A 13,796-nucleotide genomic window follows, 5' to 3' on the forward strand; every position below is an offset into this window, starting at 1 on the left:
GTTGAGGATGGGATTGATTCATGTGCGCGATGTCACGCGCAGTCACAGCGCACTGATCCCGTCCCTGTTCCCCGACGCACGCGACGTCAAGGCCACGCCGGCCCTGTACGCGGCGTTCGACACGCCGGACGGCGCCCAGCCTGCCGGCTTTGCGCTGCTTTGCTCGCCTACCGGCGCCGAGCATCCCTGCTTTCGCTTTGCAGTCGTCGTCGCGGAGCACGCCCGCCGCCGTGGCATCGGCGCCGCACTGACACAGCACGTCGCCGACACTGCCCGGACGCTCCGGGCGCCATCACTGCGCCCGCTGGTGCCGGTCATGTCCGATGGCGGCCACCAGCTGATGGCGCGCGCCGGCTTCAAACAACTGCGCCGTACCCTGGTTTTTGAATTCAGTCTTGCTGCCTCCCTCAAGGTCATGGATGCCCAGCTGATGCAGCTCGAGCACGCCGGCCGCGTCCCGGCAGGCATCAGCAGCGATCCCTACCGCGACAACCAGGCGCACGACCTGTCGGCCATGTGCCAGCGCAGTTTCGGCATGCTCACCCACGGCCACCTCGAAGCGATGGGCGAATATCCGGCGCCCGGCGCGGACCTGTCGCACGCGCGCGCGTTCCGGCTGGACGGAACGCTGATCGGCGCCTGGGGTGTCGTCGTTCGCGCAGGCACGGCGGTATTCGATCCGCTGCTGATCGCGGAGGACAAGCGCAGCACCTGGGCGTTCCCCTTCGTGACGGCCACCGTGCTTCGCACGCTGGTCGCCGGTGGCGTGACGCACGGGCTGGCCAAGATCCATGAAGACAACCGCAAGATGATCGCCGTGATGGGCCGCTTTGGCACCGAGGTGACCGGGGTTGATACCCTTTACGAGCTGGCCCTCGCCGGAGATCCGGCATGAAAGCAGTCCTGGTCCACATCCCCTGCCTGCCGTGGGAATGCATCGCGCGCGACGACGCCGCGCAGTTTGTCCCCAGCTTGCTGGCGATGATCGAAGGCGGCAGCGCCGGCCCCTTGCCGCCCGTCGGCCCCGATCCCCTGATGGATGGCGTGATCCTGACAGGCCGCCGCCCGGCCGACAACGGCCTGCTGACGCGCCAGGCGCCTCGCCCCGATGGCTTCGGGACCGACCTGGCAAGCGCCATGCTCCTCAAGACACCAACCGTCACCGACTACATGGATGCCGCAGGCATACGCTGCGCCTCGGTGAACCTGCGCGCGACCAATTTCGGCGCACTGCCCAATGGCGTGGTCGCTGGCGACGCGTTCTTCGAAATCCGCGCCCGCACCTTCGATGACTGGGGCATCCCGCCCGGCGCGCTTGCGCCGCTGGACATGGCCGGGGAACTGGCCGACCTGCGCGTGCATCCGGAAGACCTGCAGGCGGCGCAACTTGGCCCGTTGATGGCGCGCGAAGCGCAAGGCGACACTGCGACGCAGCTGCGCACGATGGCAAAGGCCCTTTCTGAAAGCACCGGCGCGCACTCGGTGGCGACCCATCTGGTCGAACACGGCGCTTACGATGTCTGCATGGTGCGCTACCCGATGTTCGCCCAGCTCGGCGGACAGTTCGCCGAACCGGCAACCATGCCGACCGGTAAAGGCGCAGCGTGGCTGCTGATCGAACTGATCGATAAATTCGTCGCGCGGCTGAAATTCCTGGCCGGCGAGGACGCGGTGTTCATGGTCACTGGCGGCCTTGAAGGCAAGCCGTTCTGGATTGCGCATGGCGCAGGCATCCCTGCCGACCAGTTGTGGCCGCAGGGCGCCAGCCTGTACGACGTCGCGCCGTCGCTGCTCGCTTTATTCGGGTTGAAGGATGGCGCGATGCCGGGCAGCGCGCGCTGCGGCCGCCAGCAGCTTGTGCAGGCAAGCGCGCCGACAGCGGCCAGCGCCGGGCCGGCCGTCATCCCGGACGGCTTTCCGTGCGCACCTGCCGCGCCGAGCGTGGCCCAACAGGAAATCCTGGAACGGCAGCGGGCTGCCGCGGCGGAGGCGGCGGCCCGCGCAGCCCCTTAGTCGTCCCGTTCGGCGCCGGCAACCTGCGTTGTCCTGCGTTCGGGCATCGGGTCCGTCTCGTGGAATCCCGCCACAAACATCATCAGGATGTTGGGCGCAATCGTGCTGTCCCCAAGTTCCAGCAGCTCGGCTGCGATTTTCGACGAGTCAGGCGGTCGCTGGACCTCCGTCGCCTTATACATCGCGTGGCGCGTGATGCGGCCCAGCTTGAACGCCAGTTCCGCCATCGCAGTATTTTCGTGATCGTGCATCATTTCTCCCTTGTTAACCGACTATACCGGTTACAAGGCTCGACCTGCCACACGCACGCGCTGCCGGACGCCGGCCGCGAGATTCGAACGGGCGCCTAAGTCTCGAACTGGCGCAGGCCTTCGACGTCGAGCACGCGGATGCCGCCGTAATCGATGCGCACCAGCCCTTCCTTCTCCAGCAGCTGCAGCGCCTGGTTGGCGCTCTGGCGCGAGGCGCCCGACAGGTAGCCGATCTCTTCCTGCGAAATCTGCACCACCTTCTCGATGCCCGGATACAGGTGGGAGTTGAACATCGACGCCAGGCAGCGCGCCACGCGCGTGTCGACGTTCAGCAGGCGGTCGGTCTCGACCAGGCCGATGAACTGGCCGAGGCGCTCGTTGAGCTGCATCAAAAGGAAGCGCGTGAACGGCAGGCTGGTTTCCAGCAGCCACTCGAAGGTCGCGCGCGGCATCTGCGCCACCCGCGTATCGCGCAGCGCGATCACGTCGTACTTGCGGCGGTCGTCCTTGAGCAGGGAACCCTCGCCGAACCAGCCGCCCGCCGGCACGCCGGTAAAGGTCACGCTTTTTCCGGCCGGCGAAAAATTGTTCATCTTCACCAGCCCGTCGATGATGCCGGTCCAGCTTTCCATTGGCTCGCCCTTGCGGCAGACGAATCCGCCCTTCGGGACAAATTGCTCGAAAGTGTCGGTCTCGACCCGTTTCATCTGTGCAGCCGTAAGGCAACGTGCCCAGATGGTGGCCCGGAGGTGTTCTGTCAGTGTTTGTACTTGATTGTCCATTTGTGCGTCGCAGCATCGAAAGTCGCGCAATTGTCATCCAAATGACAACGCAGGATTGAAACGCAAGCTAATATCATCACACAAAAACGCATCCTGCCATGCAAATCCTTTTGCGCGCCGGGAATGACGTTACAAGAGAAGGAGACACGCGGTGGATACACCCGACGGATCGCAACTGCAGACTTTTCCGCGGCGGCTGCTGGCGCACGCCCAGTCCCGCCCAACGCGGCCTGCATATCGTGAAAAATACCTGGGCATCTGGCAGACCTGGAACTGGCTTGAGGTGAACGCCGAAGTGCGCGCGATGGCGTGCGGACTGGCGTCGATCGGCTTCAAGCGCGGCATGAACCTGGCCATCATCGGCGACAACCGTCCGCGCCTGTACTGGGCGATGCTGGCGGCGCAAAGCCTCGGCGGCGTTCCGGTGCCGCTGTACCAGGACGCGCCGGCTGCCGACATGGCCTATGTGCTCAATGACGCCGAAGTCGCCTTCGCGATGGTCGAAGACCAGGAGCAGGTCGACAAGCTGCTCGAACTGAAGTCGCTTTGCCCGCTGATCGCGAACATCGCCTACGAGGACGAGCGCGGCATGCGCCACTACAGCCACGCGGGACTGCTGTCGATGGCCGAACTGGCCAAGCTCGGGCGCGCCTTCGACCAGGCCAACCCTGGCTTCTTCGAAGCGCAGGTGGAAGCGGGCCGTGGCAGCGACCCGGCGATCATCCTGTACACCTCCGGCACCACCGGCAAGCCGAAAGGCGTGGTGCAGTCGCATACCTCGCTGATCGCGGCTGGCATTGGCGGCGTCGGATTCGACAAGCTGACCGACCGCGAAGACATCTTGTCCTACCTGCCGATGGCGTGGGTGGGCGACTGCCTGTTCTCGCTGGCGCAGGCGATGGTAGCGGGTTTCACCGTCAACTGCCCCGAATCGGGCGACACCGTGCTGACCGACCTGCGCGAAATCGGGCCGACCTACTACTTTGCCCCGCCGCGCGTGTTCGAGAACATGCTGACGACCGTGATGATCCGCATGGAGGACGCGGGCGCCATCAAGCGCCGCATGTTCCACTACTTTATGGACGTGGCCAAGCGCTGCGGCGCCGATATCCTCGACGGCAAACCGGTAGCGGCCAGCGACAGGATCAAGTACGCGGTCGGCAAGCTGCTGGTGTATGGGCCGCTGCGCAACGTGCTGGGCATGTCGCGCATCCGCGTGGCCTACACGGCTGGCGCGGCGATCGGCCCGGACCTGTTCCGCTTCTACCGCTCGATCGGCGTCAACCTCAAGCAGCTGTATGGCTCGACCGAAACCTGCGCCTACGTGTGCCTGCAGCCTGACGGGAACATCAAGTTCGACAGCGTCGGCGTGGCGGCGCCAGGGGTTGAGGTCAAGCTGGCCGACAATGGCGAAGTGCTGGTGCGCTCCGCCGCGACGATGGACGGCTACTTCAAGCGTCCAGACGCGACGGCCGAAGTGATCGATGCGAATGGCTACTTCCACACCGGCGACGCCGGCATCTTCGACGCCGACGGCCACCTGAAGATCATCGACCGCGCGGCCGATGTGGGCAAGATGAACGGCGGCGCCATCTTCGCGCCGAACTACATCGAGAACAAGCTCAAGTTCTTCCCGTACATCAAAGAGGCAGTCGCCTTCGGCAATGGGCGCGACCGTGTCTGCGCCTTCATCAACATCGACATGGAAGCAGTCGGCAACTGGGCCGAACGCCGCAACATCTCGTACTCGGGCTATACGGACCTGGCGGCGCACCCGCAGGCGTATGAGCTGATCCGCGATTGCGTCGAAAAGGTCAATGCCGACCTGGCCAGCGAAGCGATGATGGGCGATACCCAGATCCATCGCTTCCTGATCCTGCACAAGGAACTCGATCCCGACGATGACGAACTGACCCGCACCCGCAAGGTACGCCGCAAGTTCATCGCCGAGAAGTACGCGGTGCTGATCGACGCGCTGTACAGCGACAAGGCCAGCCAGTTCATCAGCACGCAGGTCAAGTTCGAGGACGGCCGCACTGGCGTGGTCAGCGCCGACCTGCGCATTGTCGACGCCAAGACCTTCCCATCGATGGAGCGCGCAGCGTGACGGAGACCGAAACCATGAACATGAACGAGATTGGCGCACAGGGCGCCACGCGCCTGATCGGGCCCGTCATCCTCGACCTGAAGAACATCTCGCTGGCCTTCGGCGGCGTCAAGGCGCTGACCGACATCTCCTTCGATGTGAAGCAGCACGAGATCCGCGCGATCATCGGGCCTAACGGGGCCGGTAAAAGCTCGATGCTCAACGTGATCAACGGCGTGTACCGCCCGCAGCAGGGCGAAATCGTGCTGCGCGGCGCGCACCGCAAGAACATGGACTGCTACGCCGCCGCCAAGGCCGGCGTGGCGCGCACCTTCCAGAACATCGCGCTGTTCAAGGGCATGACGGTCCTCGACAACATCATGACCGGCCGTAACCTGAAGATGAAGTCGAACTTCCTGATGCAGGCCCTGTACCTCGGCCCGGCCCGGCGCGAGGAAATCGCCCACCGCGAGAAGGTCGAGGAGATCATCGACTTCCTGGAGATCCAGGCGATCCGCAAGACGCCGGTGGGACGCCTGCCGTATGGCCTGCAAAAGCGCGTCGAGCTGGGACGGGCGCTGGCGGCCGAGCCGGAAATCCTGCTGCTTGACGAACCGATGGCGGGCATGAACGTCGAGGAAAAGCAGGACATGTGCCGCTTCATCCTCGATGTGAACGACCAGTTCGGGACCACCATCGTGCTGATCGAGCACGACATGGGAGTGGTGATGGATATTTCGGACCGCGTCGTGGTGCTCGATTATGGCAAGAAGATCGGCGACGGCACGCCGGACGAGGTCCGCAACAACCAGAACGTCATCAATGCTTATCTTGGAGTGGCACATTAACGTCGTTCCCGCGCAGGCGGGAACCTATGCTGAAAAACTCTGGCCGCGAAGTATAGGTTCTCGCTTTCGCGGGAACGACGGTCTTACAGGTTCGAGGGTTATAAAATGAGTTTCTTTATCGAGGTGCTTCTCGGCGGCCTGCTCTCCGGCGTGATGTATGCGCTGGTGGCCATCGGCTTCGTCCTGATCTACAAGGCGTCCGGCGTATTCAACTTCGCCCAGGGCGCGATGGTGTTCTTCGCGGCGCTGACCTGCGTCGGCATCATCGACAAGTTCGGCGTGTCGCTGTGGATCGCCGTCCCGGCCACCATCGCGGTGATGATCCTGCTCGGTATCGGCATCGAACGCATCGTGCTGCGCCCGCTCGTCAACCAGCCCGAAATCACGCTGTTCATGGCCACCATTGGCCTGGCCTTCTTCATCGAAGGCCTGGCGCAGCTGATCTGGGGTTCGCAGGTGCGCAAGCTGGACCTGCCGATCGAAGACATACCGAACGCCTACCTGATGGATAACTACAACATCCTGGTGTCCAACTTCGACATGACGGCCGCCGCCATCTGCGCCGTGCTGGTGACCGCCCTCGCGCTGCTGTTCTCGAAGACCAAGGTCGGCCGCGCCCTGCGCGCCGTCGCCGACGACCACCAGGCGGCGCTTGCCGTGGGTATCCCGCTGCAGCGCATCTGGGCTGTGTTGTGGGGCGTGGCCGGACTGGTCGCGCTGGTGGCGGGCATGCTCTGGGGCGCCCGCAACGGCGTGCAGTTCGCGCTGACCTTTATCGCACTCAAAGCACTCCCGGTACTGATCCTCGGCGGCTTTACATCGGTGCCGGGCGCCATCGTCGGCGGCCTGATCATCGGCGCCTCCGAAAAACTGGCCGAGGTCTACCTCGGGCCTTACGTCGGCGGCGGTATCGAGGGCTGGTTCCCTTACGTGCTTGCGCTGCTGTTCCTGCTGGTTCGCCCTGAAGGGCTGTTCGGCGAAAAAATCATCCGGAGGATTTGAGATGTTCTACCGTGAAGCCGGGCAGTTTAAAACCACCTACCAGTCGGACGGACAGGTATTCCCGATCCGCCAGGACCGCGTCGCCATGCTCGCGCTGGTGGCCGCGGCGCTGCTGGTCGTGCCGATGTTCGCCTCGCCCTATGTGCTGTCGGCGATCCTGATTCCGTTCCTGATCTTCTCCCTGGCCGCGCTGGGCCTGAACATTTTGACCGGCTACTGCGGCCAGCTGTCGCTCGGTACCGCGGCCTTCATGGCGGTCGGCGCCTTCGCGTCGTGGAACTTCGTCGCGCGCATTCCGGGCATTCCGATGCTGCTTGCCTTCGTGCTGGGCGGCCTGTGCGCGGCCATGGTCGGCATCGCCTTCGGCCTGCCGTCGCTGCGCATCCGCGGGTTCTACCTGGCCGCATCGACCCTGGCCACGCAGTTCTTCGTGGTCTGGTGCCTGACCAAGATCCCCTACCTGACCAACTACAGCAGCTCGGGCGTGATTACCGCGCAGCAGATCAACATCTTCGGCTACGCCTTCGACACCCCGGCCAGCAAATACATGCTGGTGCTGGCCATCGTGGCGCTGATGGCGCTGCTGGCCAAGAACATGGTGCGCTCGAACGTCGGGCGGTCCTGGATGGCGGTGCGCGACATGGACGTGGCGGCGGAAGTCATCGGCTTCCGTCCAATGCGCACCAAGCTGCTGGCGTTCGCGGTCAGCTCGTTCTACTGCGGCGTGGCTGGCGCGCTGTATGCCTACGCCTATCTCGGCACGGTGGAACCGGAGGCCTACAACCTCGACCTGTCGTTCCGCATCCTGTTCATGATCATCATCGGCGGCGTCGGATCGATCCTCGGGTCCTTCCTTGGCGCCGCCTTCATTGTGCTGCTGCCGGTTTTCCTCAACATCGTTGCGCACGGCCTGGCCTTGCCGACATCGGTGGCATCGAACCTGGAGTTGATGGTGTTTGGCGCGTTGATCATATTTTTCCTGATCGTGGAGCCGCATGGCCTCGCGCGCTTGTGGCAAGTAGGTAAAGAAAAATTGCGCCTGTGGCCCTTCCCGCACTAACCGGGCCGCACGGACGCAATACAAAACGGTAGCTTTTTACGGACCTTAGGAGACGACAAAAATGAAATTGACCACCAAGCTCTTGCTGTGCGCCGCGCTGACAGGCGCCTTCAACCAGGTAAGCGCCGCCGACCAGTTCGTCGCGCTGCCTTCCTACCGCGTGGGCCCTTATGCGGCCGGCGGCTCCGGCTTCTACGGCGGCGCGATCGACTACTTCAACCTGGTCAACGCCAATGGCGGCGTCAATGGCGTCAAGATCAAGTGGCAGGAGTGCGAAACCGAATACAACCCGTCGCGCGGCGTCGAGTGCTACGAGCGCCTGAAAACCCAGGAGGGCGGCGCCACGCTGGTCGAGCCGCTGTCGACTGGTATCGCGTACGGCATCCTTGACCGCGTCGCGCAGGACAAAATCCCGATGACGACCCTCGGCTATGGCCGCTCCGATGCAGCCAACGGCAAGGTCTTCCCGTACGTGTTCCCGCTGATTACCAGCTACTGGAACCAGGCCGCGGCGATGATCAAGTACCTGGCCGACAAGAACGGCGGCTACGCAAAGCTCAAGGGCAAGAAGATCGTCCACCTGTACCACGACTCGGCATTCGGCAAAGAGCCGCTGCCGGTTCTGGAAGCGCAGGCCAAGCAGTACGGCTTTGAACTGATCAAGATTGCGGTGGCGCCACCGGGCAGCGAACAGCAGTCGCAGTGGCTGCAGATCCGCCAGGCCAGGCCTGACCACGTGATCCTGTGGGGCTGGGGCGTCATGAACTCGGTCGCGATCAAGACCGCGCAGCGCAACGGCTTCCCGCGCGAGAAGATCCTCGGCGTGTGGTGGGCAGGTTCGGAAGAAGACACCATCCCGTCGGGCGATGCAGCCAAGGGCTACACCTCGATGACCTTCAATACGCCGGGTAACTACCCTGTCATCGACGAGATCCGCAAGAAGGTCTACGCCGCCGGCAACGGCAACCTGGCCGACCAGAAGCGCATCGGCTCCGTGTACCACATGCGCGGCATGACGATGGGCATCCTGTGGGTCGAAGGCATCCGCAAGGCGCAGGAGAAGTACGGCAAGGGCAAGACCATGACCGGCGAGCAGGTGCGCTGGGGCCTGGAAAACCTGAACATCGACGAGGCACGCCAGAAGGCGCTCGGCGCGTTCGGCATGTTCCCGACCGTGAAGACCAGCTGCGACGACCACGAAGGCTCGGGTGCGGTGAAGGTCCAGCAGTGGGACGGCACCAAGTGGAAAGCCATCACGCCGAACTGGGTGGTGGGCGACAAGGCGCTGACCCGCAAGCTGGTTGAAGAATCTTCGGCGGCTTACGCCAAAGAGAAAAACATCACGCCGGCCTGCCTGAACTAAGCAGCACGACCGCACCCCGGCTGCTTGTGCAGCCGGGGCGTTTGACGAACAAGTGAAAAGCCCATGACGAACGACACAGCCAGCCAGCCTTACCTGTCGGTGAATAACATCGAAGTCATTTACGACCACGTGATCCTGGTCCTGAAAGGCGTGTCGCTGCAGGTACCGAAAGGGAAAATCGTGGCCCTGCTGGGCGCCAACGGCGCCGGCAAATCGACCACGCTCAAAACCATCTCGACCTTGCTGCGCGGCGAACGCGGCGACGTCACCAAAGGCGAAGTCCGGTTCCAGGGCGAGCGGGTGGACCAGCTGACCCCCAACGAACTGGTCAAGCGCGGCCTGTCGCAGGTGATGGAAGGCCGCCACTGCTTCGGCCACCTGACCATCGAAGAAAACCTGCTGACCGGCGCCTACACGCGAACCGTATCGCGCGCGCAGCTGAAAGACTCGCTCGACGCCGTGTACCAGTATTTCCCGCGCCTGAAGGAGCGCCGCAGCAGCCAGGCCGGCTATACCTCGGGCGGCGAACAGCAGATGTGCGCCATCGGCCGCGCGCTGATGGCCAAGCCATCGATGATCCTGCTCGACGAGCCGTCGATGGGCATCGCACCCCAGATCGTCGAGGAGATCTTCGACATCGTGAAAGACCTGAACCACAAGGAGGGCGTGTCCTTCCTGCTGGCCGAACAGAACACGGCGGTCGCGCTGCGCTATGCCGACTTTGGCTACATCCTCGAAAACGGGCGGGTGGTCATGGAAGGCGACGCGAGCGAACTGGCCAACAACGAAGACGTCAAGGAGTTCTACCTCGGCGTATCGGGCGCAGAACGCAAGAGCTTCCGCGACATGAAGTTCTACCGCCGCCGCAAACGCTGGCTGGCGTAAGAAATACCATCATCAAAGACGACGACGAAAGAAAGCACTATGGATTTTGAGCGTGCCAAGGCGCTGTGCCGCAGCTTCCCCGGCGCCACCGAAGACATCAAGTGGGGCGCCGACCTGGTGTTCTCGGTTGGCGAAAAGATGTTCGCGGTGACCAACAACGACAGTCCGGCAAATGGCATGAGCTTCAAGGTGGACGACGAACGCTTTCTCGAGCTGACCGACCGCCCCGGCATTATCCCCGCACCTTACCTGGCGCGGGCAAAGTGGGTTTACGTCGAAGACGGCAAGGCGCTTGGCGACGCCGAAGCCGAGGCGCTGCTGCGCCGCTCTTACGAACTGGTATTCGCCAAGCTGACCAAAAAGCTCCAGCGCGAAATAGGAGAACCGGCATGACTTTCGATACCCTCGACGCGCTTGAAACGCGCGACCCCGCCGTGCGCGAACGCGACCTGATGGCGCGCCTGCCGCAGCTGGTCGCGCTGGCCAAGCGCGCGCCGGGCTGGCAGCGCATCCTGGAAGGGGTCGACCCGGCCTCGATCGACAGCCGCGCCGCACTGGCGACGCTGCCGATCACCCGCAAGTCCGACCTGAAAACACTGCAGAAAGACCCGATGCCGTTCGGCGGCCTGAACGCCACGCCGCTGTCGGCGATGTCGCGCGTGTTCGTGTCGCCCGGCCCGATCTTCGACCCCGAGGGCCGCGGCCAGGACTGGTGGCGCTTCGCACGGCCGCTGTATGCGGGCGGCGTGCGCGATGGCGGACTGCTGCAGAACTGCTTCTCCTATCACTTCACGCCGGCGGCCTTCATGGTCGAAGGCGGCGCTTTCCGCATCGGCAGCGCGGTCATCCCGGCTGGCGCCGGACAAACCGAGATGCAGGTGCAGGCGATGGCCGACCTCAAGCCCGATACCTACGTGGGCACGCCCTCCTTCCTGCGCATCATCATCGAGAAGGCGCGCGAGATGGGCGCGGACATCAGCAGCGTGCGCAATGCGGTGATGGGCGCGGAAGCGCTGCCGCAATCGCTGCGCGCCTGGTTCCAGGAAAACGGCGTACCGAACGTGATCCAGACCTACGCCTCGGCCGATATCGGCAGCATTGCTTACGAAACCGCCACCGATGGCGTGGTCAATCCCGGCATGGTGCTCGACGAAGACCTGATCGTCGAAATCGTGCGGCCGGGCAGCGGCGAGCCGGTAGCGCCGGGCGATACGGGCGAGGTCGTGGTCACGTCGTTCAACCCGGACTATCCGCTGATCCGGTTTGCCACCGGCGACATGTCCGCCTTGCTGGTCGACGCGCCGCCATCGAAATGCGGGCGCACCAACAGCCGCATCAAAGGCTGGATGGGCCGCGCCGACCAGACCACCAAGGTGCGCGCGATGTTCGTGCATCCATCGCAAGTGGACAATATCGTACGCCGCCATCCGGAAGTGCTGAAAGCGCGCCTGGTGGTATCGGGCCGCATGGCCAACGATGCGATGACGCTGCACTGCGAAGTGGCCGGCGACGCAGCGCCAGCGCTGGCGGCGGCCATTGTCGAGTCGATCCGCGACGTGACCAAGCTGCGTGGCGAGGTAGCGTTCGCGCCGCCCGGATCGCTGCCGGCCGACGGCAAGGTCATTGAAGATGCACGCGACTACAGCTAGCTTGTGGCGGAAAACCAACTGCTGTCCGGCCTGTCCAGGGGATATGAAGGATAATTGCTGGGTATCCCTTTTACGATGACCACAATGCAAGACTTCCACTACAAGCGTGCGCGCGACCTGATTAAGAACGCCGAAGAGATCTTCGACGCCGACACCGTCAAGGCGGCCGTCGCGCGCGTTGCCGGCACCCTTAACGAGCGCTTCGGCAATCCCGAAGACGAAGCATTCCCGCTGGTGCTGGGCGTGATGGGCGGCGCTGTCGTCTTCACCGGCCAGTTGCTGACCCAGCTCGATTTCCCGCTCGAATTCGATTACATCCACGTCACCCGCTACGGCGACGACGACAAGGGCGGCCAGGTGGTGTGGAAGGTGATTCCGCGTTCGAACGTCGAGGGCCGCACCATTATCGTGGTCGACGATATCCTCGACGAAGGCGAAACGCTGGCGCATGTGAAGCAGCGCTTGCTGGACATGGGCGCCGCGGAAGTGATCCTGGCCGTGTTTGCGGACAAGGACCTGAAGAAGGCCAAGCCGGTGCAGGCCGACATCGTCGGGCTGACGATTCCGAACAAGTTCGTGGTTGGCTTCGGGATGGATGTGTATGGCTACTGGCGTAACCTGCCGGGCCTGTGGGCGATCCGCGAGGAAGACCTGACGCCGCGCGATTGATCACGTCAATTCGGCGGAGGCGCCCTTCGGGCTTGTCCGCCCTACGATTTGCCTGACACGTAGGGCGGACAAGCCCCAAAGGGGCGCCTCCGCCGAACTGCATGCATCAAGAAGGGACGGCATCGCCGTCCCTTTTCACTTAATTAAGGCCAAGCCGCCCGCGCGCCGCATCATATTCGCGCTTCAAGCGCTCCACCATCTCGGCCACGGTCGGCACGTCATCCATCAAGCCGACGCCCTGCCCCGCGCCCCAGATATCGCGCCACGCTTTGGCGCTGCCCGACCCAAAACTCATCTTGCTCTTGTCCGACTCCGGCAGCGCGTCCGGATCCAGTCCCGCGTTGACGATCGATTTCTTCAGGTAGTTGCCGTGCACGCCGGTGAACAAATTGGTGTACACGATATCGGCGGCGGCCGATTCCACGATCGCGTTGCGGTATTCGTCGCTGACATTCGATTCCTTGGTGGCCAGCCAGCGCGATCCGATATACGCCAGGTCCGCGCCCATCGCCTGCGCCGCGAGAATCGCGTCGCCGGTGGCGATCGAGCCTGACAGCGCCAGCGGACCGTCGAAGAACTTGCGCACTTCGCCGACCAGCGCAAACGGCGACAGCGCGCCTGCATGTCCGCCAGCGCCGGCAGCGACCAGGATCAGGCCATCGACGCCCGCCTCGAGCGCCTTTTGCGCGTGGCGGATCGAGATTACGTCATGCAGCACGATGCCGCCGTAGCTGTGCACCGCGTCCAGCATTTCCTTCGGCGGCGCGCGCAGCGACGAAATGATGATGGGTACCTTGTGGCGCACGCACACCTCGACGTCGTGCTCGAGCCGGTCGTTCGACTGGTGGACGATCTGGTTGACCGCGATCGGCCCTACCCGCTTGCCCGGATTGGCTTCCTGGAAGTCAGCCAGTTCCTTCTGCAGGTCGGTCAGCCAGGTATCGAGCAGCGCCGCAGGACGCGCATTGAGCGCCGGGAAAGCGCCGACGATGCCGGCCTTGCACTGCGCCGCGACCAGTTGCGGGCCGCTGGCGATGAACATCGGCGAGGCGATGACGGGAAGGCTGAGGTGTTGTAACGCGGCGGGTAATGCCATGGCGGGAACTCGCAGACAAAAGTTGATCGGGACAGCGAACTTATTATAGTTCGAAAAAAGAACGGTCGTGCTAGTTTTTAAAATAAAAAAAA

General features: G+C 63.7%; 14 protein-coding genes. 11 read left to right on the forward strand and 3 right to left on the reverse strand.

What is annotated here, in order from left to right; genetic code table 11:
• The first annotated feature begins 7 nt into the window (after positions 1-7).
• Both LMJ30_RS04610 and LMJ30_RS04615 read left to right on the forward strand, forming a co-directional pair.
• Positions 8-895 (forward strand): GNAT family N-acetyltransferase, encoded by an 888-nt coding sequence (locus tag LMJ30_RS04610; RefSeq protein WP_229431174.1) that lies wholly within the window; start codon positions 8-10, stop codon positions 893-895.
• A complete protein-coding gene (locus tag LMJ30_RS04615) occupies positions 892-2,013 on the forward strand; it encodes a KH domain-containing protein (protein WP_229431175.1) in 1,122 nt (373 codons plus the stop codon). The genes LMJ30_RS04610 and LMJ30_RS04615 overlap by 4 nt, the downstream gene beginning before the upstream one ends.
• On the opposite strand, the gene LMJ30_RS04620 is transcribed toward LMJ30_RS04615, so the two are convergent.
• Entirely contained in the window at positions 2,010-2,264 is a 255-nt protein-coding gene (locus LMJ30_RS04620; RefSeq protein ID WP_229431176.1) for a hypothetical protein, read from the reverse strand. The genes LMJ30_RS04615 and LMJ30_RS04620 overlap by 4 nt on opposite strands.
• Positions 2,265-2,359: 95 nt before the next feature.
• Positions 2,360-3,046, reverse strand: a complete 687-nt coding sequence (locus LMJ30_RS04625; RefSeq protein WP_229431177.1) for a Crp/Fnr family transcriptional regulator — start codon at positions 3,044-3,046, stop codon at positions 2,360-2,362.
• 151 nt (positions 3,047-3,197) lie between these two features.
• Here LMJ30_RS04625 and LMJ30_RS04630 point away from each other — a divergent pair, with 151 nt between their 5' ends.
• The 9 genes from LMJ30_RS04630 to LMJ30_RS04670 all read left to right on the forward strand — a co-directional run bounded on the left by LMJ30_RS04630 (position 3,198) and on the right by LMJ30_RS04670 (position 12,608).
• Positions 3,198-5,153, forward strand: coding sequence for an AMP-dependent synthetase/ligase (locus LMJ30_RS04630; protein ID WP_229431178.1), 1,956 nt, complete (start codon positions 3,198-3,200; stop codon positions 5,151-5,153).
• A gap of 14 nt (positions 5,154-5,167) precedes the next feature.
• Complete coding sequence (locus LMJ30_RS04635) at positions 5,168-5,980, forward strand: ABC transporter ATP-binding protein (RefSeq protein WP_229431519.1); 813 nt, start codon at positions 5,168-5,170, stop codon at positions 5,978-5,980.
• Between the two features lie 105 nt (positions 5,981-6,085).
• Positions 6,086-6,982, forward strand: a complete 897-nt coding sequence (locus LMJ30_RS04640) for a branched-chain amino acid ABC transporter permease (RefSeq protein ID WP_229431179.1) — start codon at positions 6,086-6,088, stop codon at positions 6,980-6,982.
• A gap of 1 nt (position 6,983) precedes the next feature.
• Positions 6,984-8,042 (forward strand): branched-chain amino acid ABC transporter permease, encoded by a 1,059-nt coding sequence (locus LMJ30_RS04645; RefSeq protein ID WP_229431180.1) that lies wholly within the window; start codon positions 6,984-6,986, stop codon positions 8,040-8,042.
• Between the two features lie 61 nt (positions 8,043-8,103).
• Positions 8,104-9,405, forward strand: coding sequence for an ABC transporter substrate-binding protein (locus LMJ30_RS04650; protein ID WP_229431181.1), 1,302 nt, complete (start codon positions 8,104-8,106; stop codon positions 9,403-9,405).
• Positions 9,406-9,468: 63 nt separating this feature from the next.
• On the forward strand, positions 9,469-10,290 hold the full coding sequence (locus LMJ30_RS04655; protein WP_229431182.1) for an ABC transporter ATP-binding protein: 822 nt from the start codon (positions 9,469-9,471) through the stop codon (positions 10,288-10,290).
• A gap of 39 nt (positions 10,291-10,329) precedes the next feature.
• Complete coding sequence (locus LMJ30_RS04660) at positions 10,330-10,683, forward strand: MmcQ/YjbR family DNA-binding protein (protein ID WP_229431183.1); 354 nt, start codon at positions 10,330-10,332, stop codon at positions 10,681-10,683.
• Entirely contained in the window at positions 10,680-11,939 is a 1,260-nt protein-coding gene (locus LMJ30_RS04665) for a phenylacetate--CoA ligase family protein (protein ID WP_229431184.1), read from the forward strand. Before LMJ30_RS04660 ends, LMJ30_RS04665 begins: the two co-directional genes overlap by 4 nt.
• A gap of 84 nt (positions 11,940-12,023) precedes the next feature.
• Positions 12,024-12,608: a hypoxanthine-guanine phosphoribosyltransferase gene (locus tag LMJ30_RS04670; protein WP_229431520.1), complete on the forward strand. Its 585-nt coding sequence runs from the start codon at positions 12,024-12,026 to the stop codon at positions 12,606-12,608.
• Positions 12,609-12,747: 139 nt separating this feature from the next.
• On the opposite strand, the gene LMJ30_RS04675 is transcribed toward LMJ30_RS04670, so the two are convergent.
• The gene (locus LMJ30_RS04675) at positions 12,748-13,704 is read right to left on the reverse strand and encodes an NAD(P)H-dependent flavin oxidoreductase (RefSeq protein ID WP_229431185.1); all 957 of its coding nucleotides are present in this window, start codon (positions 13,702-13,704) and stop codon (positions 12,748-12,750) included.
• Positions 13,705-13,796: the final 92 nt, after the last annotated feature.

This window comes from Massilia agrisoli, assembly GCF_020831365.1.
Taxonomy (GTDB): domain Bacteria; phylum Pseudomonadota; class Gammaproteobacteria; order Burkholderiales; family Burkholderiaceae_D; genus Telluria_A; species Telluria_A agrisoli.

Excerpts from the sequence above, each read along its gene's own strand:
- LMJ30_RS04610 (WP_229431174.1), top strand. The coding sequence starts at position 8 with ATGGGATTGATTCATGTGCGCGATGTCACGCGCAGTCACAGCGCACTG.
- LMJ30_RS04615 (WP_229431175.1), top strand. The coding sequence starts at position 892 with ATGAAAGCAGTCCTGGTCCACATCCCCTGCCTGCCGTGGGAATGCATC.
- LMJ30_RS04620 (WP_229431176.1), bottom strand. The coding sequence starts at position 2,264 with ATGCACGATCACGAAAATACTGCGATGGCGGAACTGGCGTTCAAGCTG.
- LMJ30_RS04625 (WP_229431177.1), bottom strand. The coding sequence starts at position 3,046 with ATGGACAATCAAGTACAAACACTGACAGAACACCTCCGGGCCACCATC.
- LMJ30_RS04635 (WP_229431519.1), top strand. The coding sequence starts at position 5,168 with ATGAACATGAACGAGATTGGCGCACAGGGCGCCACGCGCCTGATCGGG.
- LMJ30_RS04640 (WP_229431179.1), top strand. The coding sequence starts at position 6,086 with ATGAGTTTCTTTATCGAGGTGCTTCTCGGCGGCCTGCTCTCCGGCGTG.
- LMJ30_RS04645 (WP_229431180.1), top strand. The coding sequence starts at position 6,984 with ATGTTCTACCGTGAAGCCGGGCAGTTTAAAACCACCTACCAGTCGGAC.
- LMJ30_RS04650 (WP_229431181.1), top strand. The coding sequence starts at position 8,104 with ATGAAATTGACCACCAAGCTCTTGCTGTGCGCCGCGCTGACAGGCGCC.
- LMJ30_RS04655 (WP_229431182.1), top strand. The coding sequence starts at position 9,469 with ATGACGAACGACACAGCCAGCCAGCCTTACCTGTCGGTGAATAACATC.
- LMJ30_RS04660 (WP_229431183.1), top strand. The coding sequence starts at position 10,330 with ATGGATTTTGAGCGTGCCAAGGCGCTGTGCCGCAGCTTCCCCGGCGCC.
- LMJ30_RS04665 (WP_229431184.1), top strand. The coding sequence starts at position 10,680 with ATGACTTTCGATACCCTCGACGCGCTTGAAACGCGCGACCCCGCCGTG.
- LMJ30_RS04670 (WP_229431520.1), top strand. The coding sequence starts at position 12,024 with ATGCAAGACTTCCACTACAAGCGTGCGCGCGACCTGATTAAGAACGCC.
- LMJ30_RS04675 (WP_229431185.1), bottom strand. The coding sequence starts at position 13,704 with ATGGCATTACCCGCCGCGTTACAACACCTCAGCCTTCCCGTCATCGCC.